This window comes from Ancylobacter novellus DSM 506 (assembly GCF_000092925.1).
GTDB classification, from domain to species: Bacteria; Pseudomonadota; Alphaproteobacteria; order Rhizobiales; family Xanthobacteraceae; genus Ancylobacter; species Ancylobacter novellus.
In genome coordinates this window covers 486,506-507,202 of record NC_014217.1, presented here as the reverse complement: position 1 = coordinate 507,202, position 20,697 = coordinate 486,506, and the positions used below count along the sequence as shown (strand labels likewise).

Below are 20,697 nucleotides of genomic sequence, written 5' to 3'. Positions count from 1 at the left end.
GGCGCCGGGAATGGCAATCCGCCTCATCAAGCTGTGGAGGTCGACGATGAGCAGAGTGGTTCTTCCCGGCGGGACGCGGGTTCCCGCTCTCGGCATCGGTACATGGATGATGGGCGAGCGCCCCGCCGCGCGGAAGGAGGAGACCGAATCGGTCCGTCTCGGCGTCGAGCTCGGCCTGACGCTGGTCGACACCGCCGAGATGTATGGCGAGGGCGCCTGCGAGACCTTCCTCGGCGAGGCGCTGGCCGGGCTGCGCGACAAGGTGTTCCTCGTCTCCAAGGTCTATCCGCACAATGCCAGCCGCGCCGGCGTCGTCGCCGCCTGCGAGCGCAGCCTGAAGCGGCTGAAGACCGACCATCTCGATCTTTACCTGCTCCATTGGCGCGGCGGCGTGCCGCTGGCCGAGACCATCATCGGCTTCGAGCACCTCAAGAGCCAGGGCAAGATCCGCCACTGGGGCGTGTCGAACTTCGACACCGACGACATGAACGAGCTCTACGAGACCCCCGGCGGCGAGGGCTGCGCGGTCAACCAGGTGCTCTACAACCTCACGAGGCGCGGGCCGGAATATGACCTGCTGCCCTGGTTGGAGGAGCAGGAAATCCCGCTCATGGCCTACAGCCCGATCGAGCAGGGGCGCATCAAGACGAGCGGCGTGCTGGCGCAGATCGCCGCCAAGCACGGCGCGAAGCCCTTCCAGGTCGCGCTCGCCTGGGTGCTGCGCAGCCCGAACAACATCGTCATCCCCAAGGCCTCGCGCCCCGAGCACATGCGCGAGAATGCCGGCGCGCGCGACATCAAGCTCGACAATGACGACCTCGCCGCGCTCGACGCCGCCTTCCCGCCGCCGAGCCGGAAGCGCTCGCTGGAGATGCTGTGACGATCACGCACCGGTCGCCGCCTGGAACACCGTCATCCCCGGGCCTGGCCCGGGGATCCACGCCTTTGCCCGATGAAGGCGTGGATGGCCGGGCCAAGCCCGGCCATGACGTCGCAAAGGAGGGTAGCGGCTTGCATGGAGACTCCCTCCTCCTCGAAAACGTCACCCTGCGCCGCGGCGGGCGGGTGGTGCTCGATTCCGTCAGCCTCGACCTCTCCGAGCGGCGCATCGGCCTGATCGGCAATAACGGCTCGGGCAAGAGCTCGCTCATCCGCCTGCTCAACGGCCTTCTGACCGCCGACGAGGGCCGCGTCGTCGTGCATGGGCTCGATGCGAAGGAGAAGGCCGCCGAGCTGCCGCGCAAGGTCGGCTTCATCTTCCAGAACCCCGACCACCAGATCATCTTCCCGACCGTCGCCGAGGAAGTCGCCTTCAGCCTCGAGCAGGCGGGCATGCCGCGCCGCGAGGCGGCCAAGGAGGCGATCCCGGCCCTCGCCCGCTTCGGTCGCGACCACTGGGCCGAGCGGCCGGTGCATGCGCTCTCCGAGGGCGAAAAACAGTTCCTCTGCATCATCGCCGTGCTGGTGATGCAGCCCGCCGTGCTGGTGCTGGACGAACCCTTCTCCAGCCTCGACCTGCCCACCCGCCGCCGGCTTGAGGCGCTGATCGCCGGCCTGCCGCAGCAGGTCATCCTCATCGCCCACGAACTCGACGCCTTCGCAGGCTACGACCGGGTGATCTGGTTGCATGAGGGCAAGGTGGCGATGGACGGCGCGCCGGAGGCGGTGATCACCGCCTACCGCGCCTTCGTGGAGGCGGGCGGATGATCTCGCTCTACCTTCCCGAGCGCACCTGGCTGCACGGCATTCCCGCCGGCTGGAAGCTGATCGCGCTGGCGCTCGTCAGCCTCACCGTGGCGCCCTTCGACAATCCGTCGCTGATGGCGGGCCTCGTCGCCGCGGTGCTCGCCCTCTACGCCTCGCTCGGCCGCGCGGCGCTGGCGCAGATCGCGCTGCTGCGCCCGCTCTGGCCGCTCTTCCTCATATTGCTGGCGCTGCACTGGTGGCGCGGCGATGTCCTCCTCGGCGCCGTCGTCATCCTCCGCATTCTCGCCATGGTACTGCTGGCCAATGCGGTGACCATGACCACCCGCATGGATGCGATGATGGACGCGGTCGAGCCGCTGCTGCGCCCGCTCGCCCTATTCGGTGTCGCGCCACGCGCGGTGGCCCTCGCCGTGGCGATGATGATCCGCTTCGTGCCGCTGCTCTTCGCGCTGTGGGAGGCGCTGAACGAATCCTGGCGCGCCCGCACCGGAAGGCGCGGCGGCTGGCGCCTGCTCGCGCCTTTCTGTATCCAGACTTTGAGAATGTCGCATCATACCGCCGAGGCGCTGGCCGCGCGCGGCGGCGCCCCGCGAGGAGAGAGAAGATGAAGGACCGCAGCCTCGTCCAGATCGCCCTCTATGCGGCGATCTTCGCCGTGCTCGGCCTGTTGCCGCGCTTCGACCTGCCGATCGCCGGCGGCGTCCCGATCACCGCCCAGAGCATGGGCGCGATGCTGGCGGGCGTGATGCTCGGCGGCTGGCGCGGGGCACTCTCCATCGTGCTGCTGCTCTTCGTGGTGGCGCTCGGCGCGCCGCTGCTGGCCGGCGGGCGCGGCGGGCTCGGCGTGTTCTTCACGCCCTCGGTCGGCTTCCTGTTCGGCTGGGTCGCCGCCGCCTTCGTCGCCGGCTGGATCATGCAGAAGCTGCGCAAGGCGCCGGTCTTCCCCGCCGCGCTGGTCGCCTCGGTGGTCGGCGGCATCCTCGTGCTCTACGCCTTCGGCATCGTCGGCATGGCCGCGATGGGCAACCTGACCCTCAAGGAAGCCGCCATTGCCTGCCTCGTCTTCATCCCCGGCGACACGATCAAGGCGGTGCTGGTGGCGCTGATCGCCCAGACGGTGGCACGCGGCATGCCGGAGGCGCTGCTCTCGCGCAACGCCTGAGGCGATGGCACGGACCATCGGCGCGAAGCTGGAGGCGCTGGCGGCCGCCGCGCCGTCACGCCGCGCCCTGATCTGCGACGACGAGACGGTCTCCCGCGCCGCGCTTGCCGCCCGCATCGGCGGGCTGGCGGCATGGCTGACTGAGCGTAGCGCCCCGGGCGAGGGCATCGCGCTCGCCATGGGCAATGCCCCCGCACTGGTGGAAGCCTTCCTCGCTTGCGCGGTCTCGGGCCGGCAGGCGCTGGTCTACGATCCCGCGTGGCCCGCGCCCTACCGCGCCGCCATCGACGCAGCGCTGGCTCCGAGAGTGACGTTGGAAACCGCGCCCGAGGTGCCGCCGGCCCCCTTCCCCGCGCCGCCAGCGCCCGAGGCACCGTTCTATGTCGGCTTCACCTCCGGCTCGACCGGCACGCCGAAGGGCTATCGCCGCAGCCACCGCTCCTGGATCGACAGTTTTCACGTCAGCGCCCTCGAGTTCGGCCTGTCCGAGCGCGACGTGGTGATGGCCCCCGGCGGGCTCGCCGCCTCGCTGCATCTCTATGGCGTCGTCCACGCGCTGCACATCGGCGCCACGGCGGTGATGATGCACCAGTTCCACCCGCGCCGGGCGTTGCGGCTCATCGCCCGCCACGGCGTCACCGCGCTCTACGCCACGCCGACGCAGTTGCAGATGCTCATCGACGCGGCCGGCGGCGAGGCCTTCCCGAGCCTGCGCATGCTCATGATCAGCGGCGCCAAATGGCGGGCGGAGACGCGCGCCGCGACCGAGGCGCTGTTCCCCAAGGCCGGCATCGCCGAGTTCTACGGCGCCTCGGAGACGAGCTTCATCACCATCGGCCACCCGGACGAGAAGGTGCCCGCCGGCTCGGTCGGCCGCGCCGCCCATGGCGTATCCTTGCGCATCCACGACGCTGAGGGACGCGACCTGCCATCGGGGGAGGCCGGCGCGATCTGGGTCGGCAGTTCCATGCTGTTCGACGAGTATGCCTGCGGCAGCGCGCCGGAGACGCGGCGCGAGGACGGTTTCCTTACCATCGGCGACCATGGGCGGCTCGACGAGGACGGCTTCCTCTATCTGCACGGGCGCGAGAAGCGCATGCTCGTCACCTCCGGGCTCAACGTCTATCCCGAGGAGGTGGAGGCGGTGCTGGGCGGGCTCTCCGGCATCGAGGAGGCGGCGGTGTTCGGCCTGCCGGATGCCCTGCGCGGCGTCGAGCTGGTTGCCGTGCTGCGCGGCCATGTCGACGAGCCGGCCCTGCGCGCCGCCTGCCGGGCGCTGCTGCCGGCGGCGAAGATCCCGCGCCGCTTCCTCGCCCTCGACGACTGGCCGCGCACCTCCGGCGGCAAGGCGGACCTCCGGGTGTTGGAGGCCATCGCGGTCGAGAGGCTGAAGCGGTGAGCCGCGCCTTCATCGCGAGCGCCCGCCGCACAGCCGTGGCACCCCGGCGCGGGGCGTTCAACACAGTGGAGGCGCACGACCTCGCCGCGCCGGTGCTGCGGGCCTGCCTCGATGACGCCGGCGTCGCGCCGGACGCGGTCGATCACGTCATCCTCGGCAATGCGCTATCCGGCGGCGGCAATGTCGCCCGCCTCGCCGCGCTCGCCGCCGGTCTGCCGGACGGCGTGCCGGCGCTCACGATCGATACCCAGTGCTGCTCCGGTCTCGACGCCATCATCCTTGCTGCCCGCCTCGTCGAGGCCGGCGCGGCGGAGGTCGTGCTGGCAGGGGGCGTCGAGAGCTGGAGCCGGGCGCCCTTGCGCGCCCGTCGTCCGAAGGCGCCGGACGAGAAGCCGGCCTTCTATGAGCGCCCGGCCTTCGCGCCGTTTCCCGAGCGCGACCCCGACATGATCGAGGCCGTTGCCGGGCTCGCCCGCGAAAAGGGCATTTCGCGCGAGAGACAGAACGGCTTCGCGATCCACAGCCACGAAAAGGCCCTCGCCGCCCGCGAGCGGCTGAAGGCGGAGATCGTGCCGGTCGCCGGCCTCGACCACGACGCCTTCAGCCGCGCCCTCACCATGAAGCTCTGCGCCCGCGCGCCGGTGCTCGCCGGCGACGGCGAAACCGTCATCGACGCTACCGGAGCCGCCGTGGAGGCCGATGCGGCCGCAGCGGTGCTGGTCGTCTCGGAGCGCCGAGCGGCCGCCGGCGGCATTGCCACCCTCGACGGGCTCTCCGTCGGCGGCGCGCCGGAGCAGCCGGCGATGGCGCTGGTGCCCGCCGTCGAACGTCTTCTTGCGCGCCACCAAGGCACGCCCGCCGTCGTCGAGCTCATGGAAGCCTTCGCCGCGCAGGCGCTGGCGAATATCGACGCCCTCGGCCTCGATCCCGCCGGCATCAATCCCGGCGGCGGGGCGCTGGCGCGCGGCCATCCCATCGGCGCGTCGGGCGCCATCCTCGCCGTGCGGCTGTTCCACGAATTGAAGGCGCGGCCGGAAGGAACGCGCGGCCTCGCCGCCATCGCCGCGGCCGGCGGGCTCGGCGCCGCGATGCTGCTGCAGCGCACCTAAGCGGGCGTTTGCCGCGAGCCGTTCCATTGTGCAGGATTGATGACCGCAAGGGCGACAGATGAATCGCCCATCAGAACGACAGATCATTCGGGAAGAACCGGCCAAGACAACATGAACATCTCCTCACGCCAGCAGGACATCCTCGTGCTCGCCCGTGCGCAGGGGCGCGTGAGCGTCGAGGACCTCGCCGGGCGCTTCGAGGTCTCGCCGCAGACCATCCGCAAGGACCTCAACGACCTGTGCGTGCGCCGGCTGATGTCGCGCGTGCATGGCGGCGCCGTGGTGGCTTCCGGCGTCGAGAACCTTGCCTATGAAGCCCGCCGCGCCATGGCGCAGGGCGCCAAGCGCGCCATCGCCGAGGCGGCCGCGCTCATGGTGCCGAACCGCGCCTCGCTGTTCATCAACATCGGCACCACCACCGAGGAGGTCGCTCGCGCGCTGGCCGACCACGAGGACCTCCTCGTCATCACCAACAATCTCAACGTCGCCACCCTGCTCTACCGCCACCCGAAGATCGAGCTGATCATGGCCGGCGGCCCGGTGCGGCATGCCGACGGCGCGGTGATCGGTTCCTCGGCGGTCGACTTCATCCGCCAGTTCCGCGTCGACTATGCCGTCATCGGCGCCTCGGCGATCGAGGAGGACGGCACGCTGCTCGATTTCGACTATCGCGAGGTGCAGGTCGCCCGCGCCATCATCGACAATGCCCGCCAGGTCATCCTGGTCGCCGACCGCTCCAAGCTGGAACGCTCCGCGCCGGTGCGCATCGGCGCCATGTCCGAGGTCGACACCTTCGTCACCGACACCGTCTCCTCGCCGGAACTGCGCCATGTCTGCCAGCGCGAGCAGGTGGAGCTCATCGAGGTCGGCAGCCTCGACGAGGATGGTTTCTGACGCAGCCCGCCTACAACATATGGGTGGTTAGCACCCGCGCGCTCCTGCCCTACACTCCCGCCGAACCATCATGGCGAGACAGAGGCGGGAGGAAGACGAATGGAACTGCGCCGGCTCGGACGCTCCGACATACTGGTCCCGCCGCTCTGCTTCGGCGGCAACGTGTTCGGCTGGACCGCCGACGAGACGACCTCCTTCCGCCTGCTCGACGGCCTCGTCGAGGCGGGCTTCAGCTTCATCGACACCGCCGACGTCTATTCGCGCTGGGCGGACGGGCATGCCGGCGGCGAATCCGAGACTATCATCGGCAACTGGATGAAGGCTCGCGGCAACCGCGCCAAGATCGTCCTCGCCACCAAGGTCGGCGGCGACATGGGCCTCGGCAAGCGCTGCCTGAAGCCGGACTATATTCGCAGCGCCGTCGAGGCCTCGCTGAAGCGCCTGCAGACCGACTATATCGACCTCTACCAGTCGCATTGGGACGATCCCGAGACCCCGTTCGAGGACGTGCTGGACATCTATGAGGAGCTGATCAAGGCCGGCAAGGTGCGCCTCATCGGCGCCTCCAACCTTTCTCCCGCCCGGCTGTTCGAGGCGCTGGCGGTGGCGACGCGCGAGAAGCTGCCGCGCTACGAGACCTTCCAGCCCGAATACAACCTCTATGACCGCGCCGGCTACGAGAACGAGCTGGAGCCGATCTGCTCCGGCAACGGGCTCGGCGTCATCACCTATTTCTCGCTCGCCGCCGGCTTCCTCACCGGCAAGTACCGCTCGGCCGCCGACGCGCAGAAGAGCGTGCGCGGGCGCGCGGCGGTCGACAAATATCTCAACGACCGCGGCCGGCGCATCCTTGCGGCCCTCGACCAGGTGTCCGCCGCCCATGGCGTGAGCCCGTCGCAGGTGGCGCTCGCCTGGGTGATGGCGCGCCCCAGCGTCACCTCCGCCATCGCCAGCGCCTCGAAGGTCGAGCAGCTCGGCGACCTCCTCGCCTCGGCCGAGCTCAGGCTCACCAATAGCGAGATATCCCGGCTCGACGCCGCCAGCGCCTGGAAGGAATGAACATGACGATGCTGGATTCCGCCGCGCTCGGGCGCTTCATCGATGCCGGGCGCGGCGTCGCTCCAGCCGATGTCGTGATCAAGGACGTGCGCCTGCTCGACGTCATCACCGGCGCGATCACGCAGACCGACATCGCCATCGTCGGTGACCGAATCGTCGGCACCTATGACAGCTATGACGGCCGCGAGGTGATCGACGGCAACGGCCTGTTCGCCGTGCCGGGCTTCATCGACACGCATCTGCATGTCGAATCCTCGCTGGTCACGCCGCTGGAATTCGACCGCTGCGTGCTGCCGCACGGCGTCACCACGGCGATCTGCGACCCGCATGAGATCGCCAACGTGCTGGGCGCGGAGGGCATCGAGTACTTCCAGCGCTGCGCCGAACACACGATCATGGACCTTCGGGTCCAGCTCTCCTCCTGCGTGCCGGCCACCACCTTCGAGACCGCGGGGGCGGAACTCGATGCCGACGACCTCGTCGCCCTGCGCGGCCACAAGAGCGGCATCGGCCTCGCCGAGTTCATGAACTTCCCCGGTGTGCTGTTCAAGGACGAGGGCTGCCTCGCCAAGCTCGCCGCCTTCTCCGAGGGCCACATAGACGGCCACGCGCCGCTGCTGCGCGGGCGCGACCTCAACGGCTACATTAGCGCCGGCATCCGCACCGAGCACGAGGCGACCGGGCTCAATGAGGCGCGCGAGAAGCTGATGAAGGGCATGACGGTGCTGATCCGCGAGGGCTCGGTCTCCAAGGACCTGCATGCGCTGATCCCGCTTGTATCCGCAGACACCTCCGCCTTCCTCGCCTTCTGCACCGACGACCGCAACCCGCTCGACATCGCCGAGCAGGGCCATCTCGACTACATGATCCGGGAGGCCATCACTGGGGGCGCGCCGCTGCACCACGTCTACCGCGTGGCGAGCTGGTCGGCGGCGAACGCCTTCGGCCTGCGCGACCGCGGGCTGATCGCGCCGGGCCGGCGCGCCGACATCGTGCTGCTGGATAATCTCGAAGCCTGCTCGGTGCGCCACGTCATTTCCGCCGGCCGGCTGGTGACGCCGGAGCTGTTCGCGTCGCGCGGCACGGTCGAGCCGGTCGGGCTGGAGTCGATGAAGGCCGAGCCGGTGGCGGCCCAGGATTTCCGCATCCCCGCTTCGGAAACCGCGACGCGGGTGATGGGCGTGGTGCCGGGGCGCATCATCACCGAGGACCTCGCCTTCGACCTGCCGTTGATCGGCGGCGAGAAGCATGTTGACCTCGACAAGGACGCGGTGAAGGTCTGCGTCGTCGCCCGCCACGGCAAGAACCGCAATATCGGCCGCGGCTTCGTGCATGGCTTCGGCATGAAGCGCGGCGCCATCGCCTCCTCGGTCGGCCATGACAGCCACAATATCTGCGTCGTCGGCGCGGATGACGCCGACATGGCGGTGGCGGTGAACCGGCTGATCGAGCTGAAGGGCGGCTTCGTCGTCGCCGAGGGCGGCGCGGTGAAGGCCGAATTGGCCCTGCCGGTGGCGGGGCTGATGTCGGCCGGCTCCTTCGAAGAAGTGCACGACGCCCTCATCCCGCTGCGCGCGGCGGCCAAGGCGCTCGGCGTCGTCCTGCCCGAGCCGTTCCTGCAGGTCGCCTTCCTGCCGCTGCCGGTGATCCCGCATCTGAAGATCACCGATTTCGGCATGTTCGACGTGAACAGCTTCGCGCTGATCGGCGGTTGATTCCCTGCGCACCGTCATGGCCGGACTTGGTCCGGCCATCCACGACTTCCCGTGGGACAGGAGAAGACGTGGATCCCCGGGCCAAGCCCGGGGATGACGTCGCACTTGCGGTTCAGGCCCGACGCCTACGCCATCGCCTGCCCCTCCCTCCGGCGCCACCGATCTGCTAGACCCGGCGCATCGTTTCCGAAATTCCGCCGCCCGAGATTCCGCCGCCTATGTCCCGCCTGCGCTCGTCCGCCTTCCTCGTGCTGCTGGTCCTGTGGACGGTGCTGCTGGCGCCGACCATCCCCTATTACGCCCTGCGCAACGCGCCGAGGGCGACGCGGCGCTTCTCGCGGATCTGGGCCGGCGGCGTGCTGGCGATATTGCGCATTGTCGGCGTCTCCTGCCGCACCATCGGCGAGGCCAACCGGCCGGACGGGCCGGCGCTCTATGTCGCCAACCACCAGTCGACCTTCGAGACCATCGCCAGCGCGGTGCTGGTGCCGGACGTCGCCATCATCCTCAAGGAAGAGCTCTACAAAATCCCGGTCTTCGGCTGGTTCCTCAGGAAATCCCCGATGATCGCCATCGACCGCGCCGGCGGCGGCACGGCGATGAAGAAGATGTTCCGCGAGGGCCGCGAGGCCGCAGCCGAAGGCCGCAGCCTGCTGATCTTCCCGGAAGGCACCCGCCAGCCGGTGGATGTGCGCGCGCCGATGCAGCGCGGCGTGGTGCTGCTCTACAAGGCGCTCGGGCTTCCCGTGGTACCGATGGTGCACAATGCCGGCCTGTTCTGGCTGGCGCGCAGCTTCGAGATCAGGCCCGGCGAGATCACCGTCTCCTTCCTGCCGCCGATCCCGGCCGGCCTGCCGGAGGCCGAGTTCATGGAGCGGCTTTCCGCGGCGATCTATGACGAGCGCGACCGGCTGGTCGCGCAGGCGCAGGAGGCCGCATGAGCAGGCAGGAAGGCATCGTCATCGTCGGCGCCGGACAGGGCGGCTTCCAGGCGGCGGCCTCGTTGCGCGAGGCGGGCTTCACGGGCCCGGTGACGCTGGTCGGTGAGGAACCGGGCCTGCCCTATCAGCGCCCGCCGCTCTCCAAGGCCTATATGAAGGGTGATGCCGGCATCGAGCAGATCGAGCTGCGTCCCGCCGCCTTCTTCGCCGACCACGATATCCAGATAGTCAACGCCCGCGCCGAGGCCATCGACCGCGCGGCGCAGCGGGTCGTGCTGGAAGGCGGGGAAGCCCTGCCCTACGCGCACATGATCCTCGCCACCGGCGCCCGCAACCGGCCGCTGCCAGTGCCGGGGCGCGAATTGGCGGGCGTGTACTATCTGCGCAGCCACGCCGATGCGGATGCGCTCAGAGAACGGCTCGAAGGTGCGCGCCGCGTGGTGGTGATCGGCGCCGGCTTCATCGGGCTGGAATTCGCCGCCGTCGCCCGCACGCTCGGCCATGAGGTGACGGTGATCGAGGCGGCCGCCCGTCCCCTCGCCCGCGCGGTCTCGCCGGAAATGTCGGCCTTCTTCGCGGACGCCCATACGAGCATGGGCACGAGCCTGTTGCTCGGCGCCGGCGTGATTGGACTCATCGGCGCCGCCGGCCATGTGACCGGCGTCGAGACGACGGACGGCATGGTGCACCCGGCCGATTTCGTCGTCGTCGGCATCGGCGTGACCCCCAATGTCGAGCTCGCCGCCGAAGCCGGGCTGGAAGTGGCCAACGGCATCGTGGTCGACGCGCATCTCTCCACCATGGACCCCGCCATCTCGGCCATCGGCGACGCGGTGGCCTATCCGAGCCGCTTTGCCGATGGACTGGTGCGGCTGGAATCGGTGCAGAACGCGGTGGACCAGGCCAAGGCCGTCGCCGCCCGGCTCACCGGCAGGCCGGCGCCCTATGCGGCGGTGCCGTGGTTCTGGAGCGACCAGTCCGACCTGAAGCTTCAGATGGTCGGCCTCGCCGGCCCGACCGACGACGCCGTGCTGCGCGGCGACCCGGCTTCCCGCCGCTTCTCGGTGTTCCGCTTCCGGGATGGCGTGCTGACGGCAATAGAGAGCGTCAACCGCCCCGCCGACCACATGCTCGGCCGGCGCCTGCTCGCCGGCACGCCGACGATCACTCCCGAGCAGGCGGCGGACGAGAGCTTCGAGCTAAAGAGCCTGCTGGGGAAATGAACACCCTCATGGCCGGGCTTGACCCCGCCACCCAGTGACTTGGCGCACCCAGTCTCCCTGGGTCCCCGGGTCAAGCCCGGGGATGAGGGGAAGTGGTGTGTCACACCTTCGCCGCGCGCAGCCGCAGGGCATTGGCGATGACGCTGACCGAGGACAGCGACATGGCGAGCGCGGCGATCATCGGCGAGAGCAGCAGGCCGAACACCGGGTACAGCACTCCCGCCGCGATCGGCACGCCGGCGGCGTTGTAGATGAAGGCGAAGAACAGGTTCTGCCGGATGTTGCTCATCGTCGCCTCCGACAGGCGCCGCGCCCGCACGATACCGCCGAGATCGCCGCGCAGCAGCGTCACGCCGGCGCTCTCGATGGCGACGTCCGTGCCCGAGCCCATGGCGATGCCGACATCGGCGCTGGCGAGCGCGGGCGCGTCGTTCACGCCGTCGCCGGCCATGGCGACGACGCGGCCCTCGCGCTTGAGCTTCTCGACCACCGCCGCCTTCTGGTCCGGCGCCACCTCGGCCTCGACCTCGGTGATGCCGAGCCGGCGCGCCACGGCTTCCGCCGTCGTGCGGTTGTCGCCGGTCAGCATGACCACGCGGATGCCCTCGCTCGCGAGGTCGGCCAGCGCCTGCGGCGTCGTCGCCTTCACCGGGTCGGCGATGGCGACCACCGCCGCCGCCTTGCCGTCGATGCCGACGAAGATGGCAGTCGCGCCCTCGCGCCGCAGCTCGTCCGCCTGCCCGGCGAGCGCATCCGTCGCGATGCCGAGCTCCTTGAGGAAGCCGGCGCTGCCGAGCACCACCCGCTTTCCGTCGACGAGGCCATAGGCGCCCTTGCCGACGGGTGAATCGAAGCCGCGCACCTTGGGGATGTCGAGGCTGCGGTCCTGCGCCGCCGTCACGATGGCGCGCGCCAGCGGATGCTCGGAGGGCCGCTCGACCGCGGCAGCGAAACGCAGCGCCTCGGCCTCCTCGACGCCTTCCGACGTCACGATGGCGGTGACGGAAGGCTGGCCCTCGGTCAGCGTGCCGGTCTTGTCGACCACCAGCGTGTCGATCTTCTCCATGCGCTCCAGCGCCTCGGCGTTCTTGATCAGCACGCCCATCTGCGCGCCGCGCCCGACGCCGACCATGATCGACATCGGCGTGGCGAGGCCGAGCGCGCAGGGGCAGGCGATGATCAGCACCGCCACCGCGGCGATCAGCGCATGGGCGAGCTGCGGCTCCGGCCCCCACACCGCCCAGGCGGCGAAGGCGAGCACGGCGCACAGCACCACCAGCGGCACGAACCAGCCCGACACCTGGTCGGCGAGACGCTGGATCGGCGCGCGCGAGCGCTGCGCCTCCGCCACCATCTGCACGATGCGCGCCAGCATGGTGTCGCGCCCGACCTTCTCGGCGGCGACGACGAGGCCGCCCGAGCGGTTCAGCGTGCCGCCAATGACATGGTCGCCTTCGGTCTTGGTGACCGGCATGGATTCGCCGGTGACGAGGGATTCGTCCACCGCCGAGCGGCCCTCGACCACCTGCGCGTCCACCGGCACCTTCTCGCCGGGGCGCACCCGCAGCTTGTCGCCGACCGCGACCTGGTCGAGCGGGATCTCCTCCTCGCTCTCGTCCGGATTGATGCGCAGCGCGGTTTTGGGCGCGAGGTCGAGCAGCGCCTTGATGGCGCCGGAGGTCTGCTCGCGGGCGCGCAGCTCCAGCACCTGGCCGAGCAGCACCAGCACGGTGATCACCGCCGCCGCCTCGAAATAGACCGCGACCGCCCCCTGCGCGTCGCGGAAGGCCGGCGGGAAGACGCCGGGCGCCAGCACCGCGACGAGGCTGTAGAGATAGGCGACGCCGGTGCCGAGCGCGATCAGCGTGAACATGTTGAGGTTGCGCGTCAGCAACGACTGCCAGCCGCGCTCGAAGAACGGCCAGCCGGCCCACAGCACCACCGGGGTGGCGAGCACGAGCTGGATCCAGTTGGAGAGCTGCGGCGGAATGAAATGGTGCACCGCCGGCAGGAAATGGCCGCCCATCTCCAGCACCACCACCGGCACGGCCAACGCGAGGCCGATCCAGAAGCGGCGGGTCATGTCGACGAGCTCGTGGTTCGGCCCGTCGTCGAGGCTCACCAGCACCGGCTCGAGCGCCATGCCGCAGATCGGGCAGGAGCCGGGGCCGATCTGGCGCACTTCCGGGTGCATCGGGCAGGTATATTCGGTGCCTTCCGGCACCGGCGCGACCGGCGCCCGCTCGCCGAGATATTTCTCGGGGTCGGCGACGAACTTGGTCCGGCAGCCGGCGCAGCAGAAATAATAGGTCCGCCCGCCATGCTCGGCCCGGTGCTGGGCGGTGTGCGGGTCGACATCCATGCCGCAGACCGGGTCCTTGGCCATGTGGGCTGCGGCCCCTGCGTGGTCATGCGTATGGCCCTGCGCGTGGGCGTGGCCATGATGGGAGTGGTCGTGGCCGGCGTGGTCGTGATCATGGCTGCCGCAGCAGGAATCGGCGGCCTCGGCGGGCTTCTCCGAAGGCGCCTTGGCATGGCTGCCGCAGCAGGACGCGCCGCTCGGCTTCGCTTCATGTTCGTGATCCGCCATCGCCATCTCCTGTCCATACCCCACTTGGGTATTCGGTACTTGCGATATATACCCGACAGGGGTATATGGCAAGCATGCAGAATGAAACACGCAATGCTTGTTTGAAACGCCTCAGCCGCATCGAGGGCCAGGTCCGCGGCCTCTCGCGCATGGTCGAGGAGGACCGCTACTGCATCGACATCGTCACTCAGGTGGCGGCGGTGCGGGCTGCACTCAAGAAGGTGGAGGAGGAAGTGCTGCGCGACCACGTCGCTCACTGCGTCGAGCACGCCATCCAGTCCGGCGACGCCGACGAGCAGCGCGGCAAGGTCTCCGAGCTGATCGCCGTGCTCGGCAAGCTGAAGGCGTGAACGCCGGCAAGGGCGGCTAGAAAAGCGATCCCTGCGCCGGTGCCGGCGGCCTGAGATCGACGCCTTCGAGCTCCAGCATATGCGCCTTGGTGTCCGCCCCGCCCGGCGCGGAGAAGCCGCCGAGCTTGCCGCCGGCGGCCAGCACGCGGTGGCAGGGGATGATCAGCGGCACCGGGTTGCGCGCCATCGCCTGCCCGACGTCGCGCGCCGCCTCCGGCCCCGCGCCGAGTTCTTTCGCCAGCGCGCCATAGGTGGTGGTCGCGCCCCAGCCGACGCGGCGGAGCGCGGCATAGATATCGGCGAAGAAGGCCTCCTGCTCACCAAGGTCGAGCCGCACGTCGGAGAAATCGACCGTCTCGCCATCGAAATAGCGCCGCACAGCGGCAACCGTCTCGGCGATCTCGGGCGTCGGCTCGCCGGGCCGCGCCACCGGCACCCGCCGCAGCAGGTTGCGCTCGGTGGCGGCGGCGCTCGACGTGGGCAACTGGAAGCGGGTGATGCCGGCGGCGCTCCAGGCGAGGCCGCAAAAGCCGCGTGCGGTCTCGAACACCAGATAATGCTGCGCAAGCGGGTCCATGGCTTTCCTCCCTGGTGAAAGCTAGGTCGCTTTGCCGGCGCGACCAACCCGATCCCGCCTCACCCCGCGTAGAGCGCCTTGTACTGCTCGCGCAGCAGGTTCTTCTGCACCTTGCCCATGGTGTTGCGCGGCAGGTCGTCGACGAAGATCACCCGTTTGGGCAGCTTGTAGCGGGCAAGCCGCCCCTCCAGCGCCGCAACCACCGCCTTCTCGTCCAGCGCCGCGTCGGGGCGGGCGACCACCACCGCCGTCACCCCCTCGCCGAAATCGGCGTGCGGCAAGCCGATCACCGCGCTCTCGACCACGCCGTCCAGCGCGTCGATTTCGCTCTCGATCTCCTTGGGGTAGACGTTGTAGCCGCCGGAGATCACGAGGTCCTTGCCGCGCCCGACGATCTGCACATAGCCATCCGGGCCGATCAGCCCGAGGTCGCCGGTGACGAACCAGCCGTCATGAAATTCGGCGGCGGTCTTCTCCGGCATGCGCCAGTAGCCCTTGAAGACGTTCGGCCCCCTCACCTCGATCATGCCGATCTCGCCGGCGCCGAGTTCCGTCCCGTCGTCGGGCGCGACGACGCGCAGGCTCACCCCCGGCAGGGGCATGCCGACCGTGCCGGCTATGCGCTCGCCGTCATAGGGGTTGGAGGTGTTCATGCCGGTCTCGGTCATGCCGTAGCGTTCGAGGATGGCGTGGCCCGTCCGCGCCCGCCATTCGCGGTGCGTGTCGGCCAGAAGCGGCGCCGAGCCGGAGATGAACAGCCGCATCTTCGCCGCCGCCTCGGGGGTGAGGCCGGGCGCCTTGAGCAGGCGGGTGTAGAAGGTCGGCACCCCCATCATGACGCTCGCCCGGCCCATCAGCCTGAGGATCGCCTCGGGGTCGAACTTCGGCAGGAAGATCATCGACGCGCCGGCCGCCAGGATCACATTGGTGGCGACGAACAGGCCGTGCGTGTGGAAGATCGGCAGGGCGTGGATCAGCACGTCCTCCGGCCCGAAGCGCCAGGTGTCGACCAGCGCCAGCGCGTTGGAGGCGAGGTTGTCATGGGTGAGCATGGCGCCCTTGGAGCGCCCGGTGGTGCCCGACGTATAGAGCAGCGCGGCGAGGTCGTCCGGCCCGCGCTCTACGTCCTCGAAGTTCGCCGCCGCCGCGTCCGCCGCCGCGCTCAGGGTTCCCTTGCCGTCGGCGTCGAGGGTGAACAGATGCGCGACGCCCCGCGCCCTTGCGATCGGCGCCAGCGTCGCCTCGGCCGCCGGATCGCAGACGAAGACCGCCGGCTCGGCATCGCCGAGGAAATAGTCGATCTCCGGCGCCGTATAGGCGGTGTTCAGCGGCAGGAACACGCCGCCGGCTCGAACCGTGCCGAGATAGGCGAAGATCGCCTCGACGCTCTTCTCCACCTGCAGCGCCACCCGGTCGCCGGGCTTCACGCCCAGCGAAACCAGCGCATTGGCGTACTGCGCCGCCCGCCGCTCCATGTCGGCATAGGTGAAGACGGCGCCCTCCGGCGTCGCGATGAACACGCGCCCGCCCTCCGGCTGGCCAGCCCGGAGGGTGTCGAACAGATGGTTGGTCATGGGCAGGGGGTTTCGAGCTGGGACGCGCCGGCGGGGTCGAGCGAGGCAAGGCGGCCGCAGGGGGCGCCGGTCGACGCGGTCTCGGGAACCTTCAGCCCGAGCGAGGCGACATAGCCGCGATTGACCGCGGTGTTGGCGAAGCGCGCATTGTCGAGATAGGCGCGCAGCGTCGCCTGCACGGCCTCGCGCGACGGCTTGTCCATCGTCGCCCATTGGCTACGCGGCACACTGCCGAAATGCGCGATCGCGTCCCAGCCGGCCGGCTTCCGGATCGAGGCGACAGTCGAGGGTGAATCCAGGTTCTTGTAGGTCCAGAAACTCCAGCCGATGCCGAAGCGCTCGTTCAGCGCGCGGAACTGGGCGTTCCAGTCATTGTTCAGCTCGCCGGTCTCGCCGACGAAGATCGGCACCTGCCAGCGATTGGCGAAGTTGGCGTATTTCTGGATCGAGCTGCGCTGAGGGGCCGCCCAGAACATGTGGTAGGTGTAGCCGAGGTTCTCGGCGAAGGGCGGGCCGAACACGTCGAAATTCGTGCTCCACTGCGCCCCGGCGAGCATGATCGGGTGGTTCGGGTCGACTTCGCGGATCGCCGTCACCAGGTCGCGGTAGAAGGGCTCGAGCCGCGAGTTCAGGAAATCGGTGTCGTGATAGGGCGTGACCGGCTCGTTGAGCAGGTCGTAGCCGAGCACGGCGGTCTCGTCGCGGTAGCGCTCCGCGATGGCGCGCCACATGGTGATGGTGCGGCGCTTGAACTCGGGCACGTAGAAGGTCAGCGGGTAGCCGACGCCGTCGTCGTGGTTCACCCCGGTCTGCCCGCCGGGGGCGGCGTGGATGTCGAGAATCAGCTTGATGCCGTGGGTCTTCGCCCAGCCGACCAGCCGGTCGATCAGCACCCAGCCTTCGCCGTTCGGGTCGACGCTGTCCGGGTTCTTCGGGTCGAGGAAGAACTTCCAGTGCAGCGGCACGCGCACCGTGGTGAAGCCGGAAGCGGCGAGGAAGGCGACATCCTCTTCGCGGATGTAGGTCTCGCGAAAATCCTTCCAGAACCGCGCCGCTTCCTCCGGGCCGGCGAGGTATTCGATCACGCCCTCGATGTCCGCCGGCGAGCGCTGGACGGTGAACTTGAACATGTAGCCTTCCGGCAGCAGCCAGTTGCCGAAGCTCATGCCGCGGATCGGGAAGGTCGAGCCGTCCGGATTGACGAAGCGCTTGCCCTCGACGCGCACGAAGCCCGGTGTCGGGGAGGCCGGCGCGTCGCTCTGGGCGCGCGCGAGAGGCGCGGCGGCGAGAAGCAGGACGGCGAGCGGGAGGAGGCGGGAGAGGAAGTGAAAGATCATGGCAGGAACCTATAAAAGCCGGCGCGCGGCGGCAATGGCGGACCTGACTCGGCCTAAGGTAATTGAGGGCTGGTGCGCGCCTCCGGCACGGTGACAGCGCGGGCCGGGCAGGCTAAGCCTGACGCGTTCCGCCCTTGCTCCCGCCCGTTGATGCCTCACCCATGTACCTGACCTACGCCGCCATCTTCGTCGCCGTCGTGGCCGTCTTCGCGCTTCTCACGGCGCGCGGCAGGGTCCATGCCTTCCTCGCCCTCGTGGCCGCCGCCTTCGCCTTCAACTGGGGCATCGGCTGGTCGCTGGGCTATGTGGTCAAGAGCTTCGGCACCGGCTTCAGCCAGTCGCTAGCGGCGCTCGGCCTCGTCGTGGTGGCGGGGGCGCTGATGGCCGAGATCGCCGACGGCACCGGCGCCACGGCGCGGCTGCAGCAGATGGCGCGCGGCTGGCGCCGGCGTTCGCCGCCGCTCGCACTGCTCGGGCTGATCGGCGGCATGGGCTCGACGCCGGGCGCCGCCTTCGCGGTGCTCGACCCGCTGCGGCGCGGCATCGGCGGCGACAGCCCGCGCTCCGCTCTGGTGCTCGGCCTGTCGCTCTCGGCCGGCCATGGCCTTCTCATCCCCGCCCCGGTGATGCTGGCGAACCTCACCATATTGCGCGGCGACTGGCTTCTCGCAGCGTTCATCGGCCTGCCGGCGGCCATCCTCTGCGTGCTGCTCGGCATGTTCTTCGCCCGCCTCGCCGCCACTGACGCGCCCCGCCCGGTCGACACGGCGGAGAGCATCGGCGGCGAGACCCTGCACGCACCCCGCCGCGGCGCGCTGGCGCTACTCGTCACCAGCCTCGTGCTGATCGCGCTGCTGATCGTGCAGTCGCTCGGCGACATCGCCTCCGAGCCGTTCGGCGGTGGCAATGACCGCCTCTTCATCCTCGCCCTCGGCAGCCCGATGCTGCTGGTGGCGGTGGGCGTCGGCCTGCTCCTGCTGCTGAGCTGGAACTGGGAGCCCGGCGGGCTCGGCGAGGAGGGCTGGGCGGCCCGCGCCTTCGCCCGGGTCGCGCCGCTGCTGCTCATCGTCGGCGCGGCCGGCGGCCTGGCGAAGGTGGTGCAGGACACCGGCACCGCCGAGATGGTGGCCGAGACGGCGATCGACCTCCTGCCCGCCCACGGCGCGCTCGCGCTGCTCGTGCCCTTCGCGCTCGCCGCGATCGTCAAGACGCTGCAGGGCTCGTCCCTCGTCGCCGCCATCACCGCCGCGGGCATGATGATGGAGCTTCTCGCCCCACTCGGCCTCGACGACCCCACCGGCCGGACGCTGGCCGCGCTCGCCGTTGGGGCCGGCGCCATGACGGTGTCGCAAATAAATGACGGATTCTTTTGGCTCGTTGCCCGCGCCGGCGGCTTTACGCCCCCAGCGGCGCTCGCGCGCCTGTCGGTCGGCACCGCGCTGCAGGGCGCGCTCGCCGTCGCCGTGCTGATGCTGTTCCGGCTCATCGCCGGATAGGTCCTCAAGGGAATCCCCGATGCTCCGACGCCGCGACTTCCTCGCCTCCGCCGTCGCCGCAACCGCCCTGCCCGCCTTGCCGCTCGGCGCGAGGGCGCAGCAGGGGCAGCCCCCCGTAGCGATGCCGCCGGCTCCCGCACAGGTGCAGCCGCTGTCGCCCGCCGGCCAGCCGCAGCTGCCGCCCGGCTTCGTCTGGGGCGCCTCGACCTCCTCCTACCAGATCGAGGGCGCGGTGAAGGAAGGCGGGCGCAAGCCCTCCATCTGGGACACCTTCTCGCACACACCCGGCCGCATCGCCGACGGCACCAATGGCGACATCGCCTGCGACCACTACAACCGCTATCCCGGCGACGTCGAACTGATGGCGAAGGGCGGCTTCCAGGCCTACCGCTTCTCCATAGCCTGGCCGCGCGTCATCCCCGACGGCACCGGGCAGGTGAACGCCGCCGGCCTCGATTTCTACGACCGCCTCGTCGACAAGCTCATGGAGCGCGGCATCCTGCCCATGGCCTGCCTCTATCACTGGGACCTGCCGCAGGCGCTGCAGGACCGCGGCGGCTGGCACAATCGCGACATGGCCGGCTGGTTCGCCGACTATGCCCGCGCCGCGGTGGGCCGGCTCGGCGACCGCGTGAAGCCCTGGGCCATGCTCAACGAGCCCTCCGTGCACGCCATCTTCGGCCACGGCTTCGGCAACCACGCGCCGGGGCTCACCGGCTGGCCGAGCTACGTCATGGCCCAGCACCACCAGAACCTCGCGCAGGGTACCGGCATCACGGCGGTGCGGGCGCTGCGGAGCAACCTCAAGCTCGGCACGGTGTTCTCGCTGCAGCCGATCTACCCGGCCTCGCAGGACCCGGCCGACCTCGCCGCCGCCCAGCGCTTCGACGCCTGCTGGAACACGATCAACCTCGACCCGCTGTTCAAGGGAAGCTACCCGGCACCGTTCGAGAACGTGTTCGCCCAGCTGGTGAAGCCCGGCGACATGGAGGCGATCCGCGTTCCCGTCGACTTCCTCGGCATGAACTATTACGGGCCGTCCTGGATCAAGCACGACCCCGCCGCCTTCCTCGCCCAGGCCGGCTATGGCGCGGTGCCGGAAGGCACGCCGCGCACGCTGCTCGGCTGGCCGATCAGCGCGCAGGGACTGGTCGAGGTGCTGACAAGGCTGCGCGACCAATATGGCAACCCGCCGGTCTTCATCACCGAGAACGGCGCCTGCTACGAGGACCCCGCGCCCGCGAATGGCGTGGTGCAGGATCCCGAGCGTGTGGAGTACATCCGCGCCCATCTCGTCGCCTGTAGCGAGGCGATCCGCCAGGGCTGCGCGCTCAACGGCTATTTCGCCTGGTCGCTGCTCGACAATTTCGAGTGGGCCGAGGGCGAGCGCCGGCGCTTCGGCCTGATCAACGTGGATTTCGCCACCCAGCAGCGCACGCCAAAGGCGTCCTATCTGTATCTTTCGCAGGTCATGCGGGCGCACGCCGCCGCGCGGCCGTGACGGCGGATTTCGGTTTGCGGGCGAGTGACATGCGCCGGACACATATGTCGGTCATTTGACGCT

General features: G+C 69.8%; 18 protein-coding genes. 14 read left to right on the top strand and 4 right to left on the bottom strand.

From position 1 onward, the window contains the following. Positions 1 to 46 precede the first annotated feature (46 nt). The 11 genes from SNOV_RS02465 to SNOV_RS02415 all read left to right on the top strand — a co-directional run bounded on the left by SNOV_RS02465 (position 47) and on the right by SNOV_RS02415 (position 11,209). Positions 47 to 880, top strand: a complete 834-nt coding sequence (locus SNOV_RS02465; protein ID WP_013165325.1) for an aldo/keto reductase — start codon at positions 47 to 49, stop codon at positions 878 to 880. A gap of 131 nt (positions 881 to 1,011) precedes the next feature. Then, positions 1,012 to 1,707 (top strand): energy-coupling factor ABC transporter ATP-binding protein, encoded by a 696-nt coding sequence (locus tag SNOV_RS02460; RefSeq protein WP_013165324.1) that lies wholly within the window; start codon positions 1,012 to 1,014, stop codon positions 1,705 to 1,707. After that, positions 1,704 to 2,315: an energy-coupling factor transporter transmembrane component T family protein gene (locus tag SNOV_RS02455; protein WP_013165323.1), complete on the top strand. Its 612-nt coding sequence runs from the start codon at positions 1,704 to 1,706 to the stop codon at positions 2,313 to 2,315. Before SNOV_RS02460 ends, SNOV_RS02455 begins: the two co-directional genes overlap by 4 nt. Next, positions 2,312 to 2,869 (top strand): biotin transporter BioY, encoded by a 558-nt coding sequence (locus SNOV_RS02450; protein ID WP_013165322.1) that lies wholly within the window; start codon positions 2,312 to 2,314, stop codon positions 2,867 to 2,869. The genes SNOV_RS02455 and SNOV_RS02450 overlap by 4 nt, the downstream gene beginning before the upstream one ends. A gap of 4 nt (positions 2,870 to 2,873) precedes the next feature. Further along, positions 2,874 to 4,268 carry a class I adenylate-forming enzyme family protein gene (locus SNOV_RS02445; protein ID WP_013165321.1) on the top strand — a complete coding sequence of 465 codons (1,395 nt, stop codon included), beginning with the start codon at positions 2,874 to 2,876 and terminating at the stop codon, positions 4,266 to 4,268. Further along, complete coding sequence (locus SNOV_RS02440; RefSeq protein WP_013165320.1) at positions 4,265 to 5,377, top strand: thiolase family protein; 1,113 nt, start codon at positions 4,265 to 4,267, stop codon at positions 5,375 to 5,377. The genes SNOV_RS02445 and SNOV_RS02440 overlap by 4 nt, the downstream gene beginning before the upstream one ends. A gap of 111 nt (positions 5,378 to 5,488) precedes the next feature. Next, positions 5,489 to 6,271 (top strand): DeoR/GlpR family DNA-binding transcription regulator, encoded by a 783-nt coding sequence (locus SNOV_RS02435; protein ID WP_013165319.1) that lies wholly within the window; start codon positions 5,489 to 5,491, stop codon positions 6,269 to 6,271. A 99-nt stretch (positions 6,272 to 6,370) separates the two neighbouring features. Then, on the top strand, positions 6,371 to 7,330 hold the full coding sequence (locus tag SNOV_RS02430) for an aldo/keto reductase (RefSeq protein WP_013165318.1): 960 nt from the start codon (positions 6,371 to 6,373) through the stop codon (positions 7,328 to 7,330). Between the two features lie 2 nt (positions 7,331 to 7,332). Continuing rightward, entirely contained in the window at positions 7,333 to 9,045 is a 1,713-nt protein-coding gene (ade, locus tag SNOV_RS02425) for an adenine deaminase (protein ID WP_013165317.1), read from the top strand. A gap of 218 nt (positions 9,046 to 9,263) precedes the next feature. Further along, positions 9,264 to 9,986 (top strand): lysophospholipid acyltransferase family protein, encoded by a 723-nt coding sequence (locus SNOV_RS02420; protein WP_013165316.1) that lies wholly within the window; start codon positions 9,264 to 9,266, stop codon positions 9,984 to 9,986. Beyond that, positions 9,983 to 11,209, top strand: coding sequence for an NAD(P)/FAD-dependent oxidoreductase (locus tag SNOV_RS02415; RefSeq protein WP_013165315.1), 1,227 nt, complete (start codon positions 9,983 to 9,985; stop codon positions 11,207 to 11,209). Before SNOV_RS02420 ends, SNOV_RS02415 begins: the two co-directional genes overlap by 4 nt. A gap of 100 nt (positions 11,210 to 11,309) precedes the next feature. On the opposite strand, the gene SNOV_RS02410 is transcribed toward SNOV_RS02415, so the two are convergent. Continuing rightward, the gene (locus tag SNOV_RS02410; protein WP_013165314.1) at positions 11,310 to 13,799 is read right to left on the bottom strand and encodes a heavy metal translocating P-type ATPase; all 2,490 of its coding nucleotides are present in this window, start codon (positions 13,797 to 13,799) and stop codon (positions 11,310 to 11,312) included. A gap of 74 nt (positions 13,800 to 13,873) precedes the next feature. Between SNOV_RS02410 and SNOV_RS02405 the strand changes: the two genes are divergently transcribed. Further along, entirely contained in the window at positions 13,874 to 14,149 is a 276-nt protein-coding gene (locus tag SNOV_RS02405; RefSeq protein WP_041782720.1) for a metal-sensitive transcriptional regulator, read from the top strand. A gap of 16 nt (positions 14,150 to 14,165) precedes the next feature. On the opposite strand, the gene SNOV_RS02400 is transcribed toward SNOV_RS02405, so the two are convergent. The 3 genes from SNOV_RS02400 to SNOV_RS02390 are packed head-to-tail and all read right to left on the bottom strand — an operon-like array spanning position 14,166 to position 17,637. Beyond that, entirely contained in the window at positions 14,166 to 14,726 is a 561-nt protein-coding gene (locus SNOV_RS02400) for a methylated-DNA--[protein]-cysteine S-methyltransferase (RefSeq protein WP_013165312.1), read from the bottom strand. 59 nt (positions 14,727 to 14,785) lie between these two features. Further along, positions 14,786 to 16,300, bottom strand: coding sequence for a malonate--CoA ligase (locus SNOV_RS02395; protein ID WP_013165311.1), 1,515 nt, complete (start codon positions 16,298 to 16,300; stop codon positions 14,786 to 14,788). Then, entirely contained in the window at positions 16,297 to 17,637 is a 1,341-nt protein-coding gene (locus SNOV_RS02390; protein WP_013165310.1) for a glycoside hydrolase family 5 protein, read from the bottom strand. Before SNOV_RS02390 ends, SNOV_RS02395 begins: the two co-directional genes overlap by 4 nt. A 161-nt stretch (positions 17,638 to 17,798) precedes the next feature. Between SNOV_RS02390 and SNOV_RS02385 the strand changes: the two genes are divergently transcribed. Together SNOV_RS02385 and SNOV_RS02380 are read left to right on the top strand one after the other, a co-directional pair. Beyond that, complete coding sequence (locus SNOV_RS02385) at positions 17,799 to 19,133, top strand: GntT/GntP/DsdX family permease (protein WP_013165309.1); 1,335 nt, start codon at positions 17,799 to 17,801, stop codon at positions 19,131 to 19,133. Between the two features lie 19 nt (positions 19,134 to 19,152). Further along, positions 19,153 to 20,634 (top strand): GH1 family beta-glucosidase, encoded by a 1,482-nt coding sequence (locus tag SNOV_RS02380; protein WP_013165308.1) that lies wholly within the window; start codon positions 19,153 to 19,155, stop codon positions 20,632 to 20,634. Positions 20,635 to 20,697 lie beyond the last annotated feature (63 nt).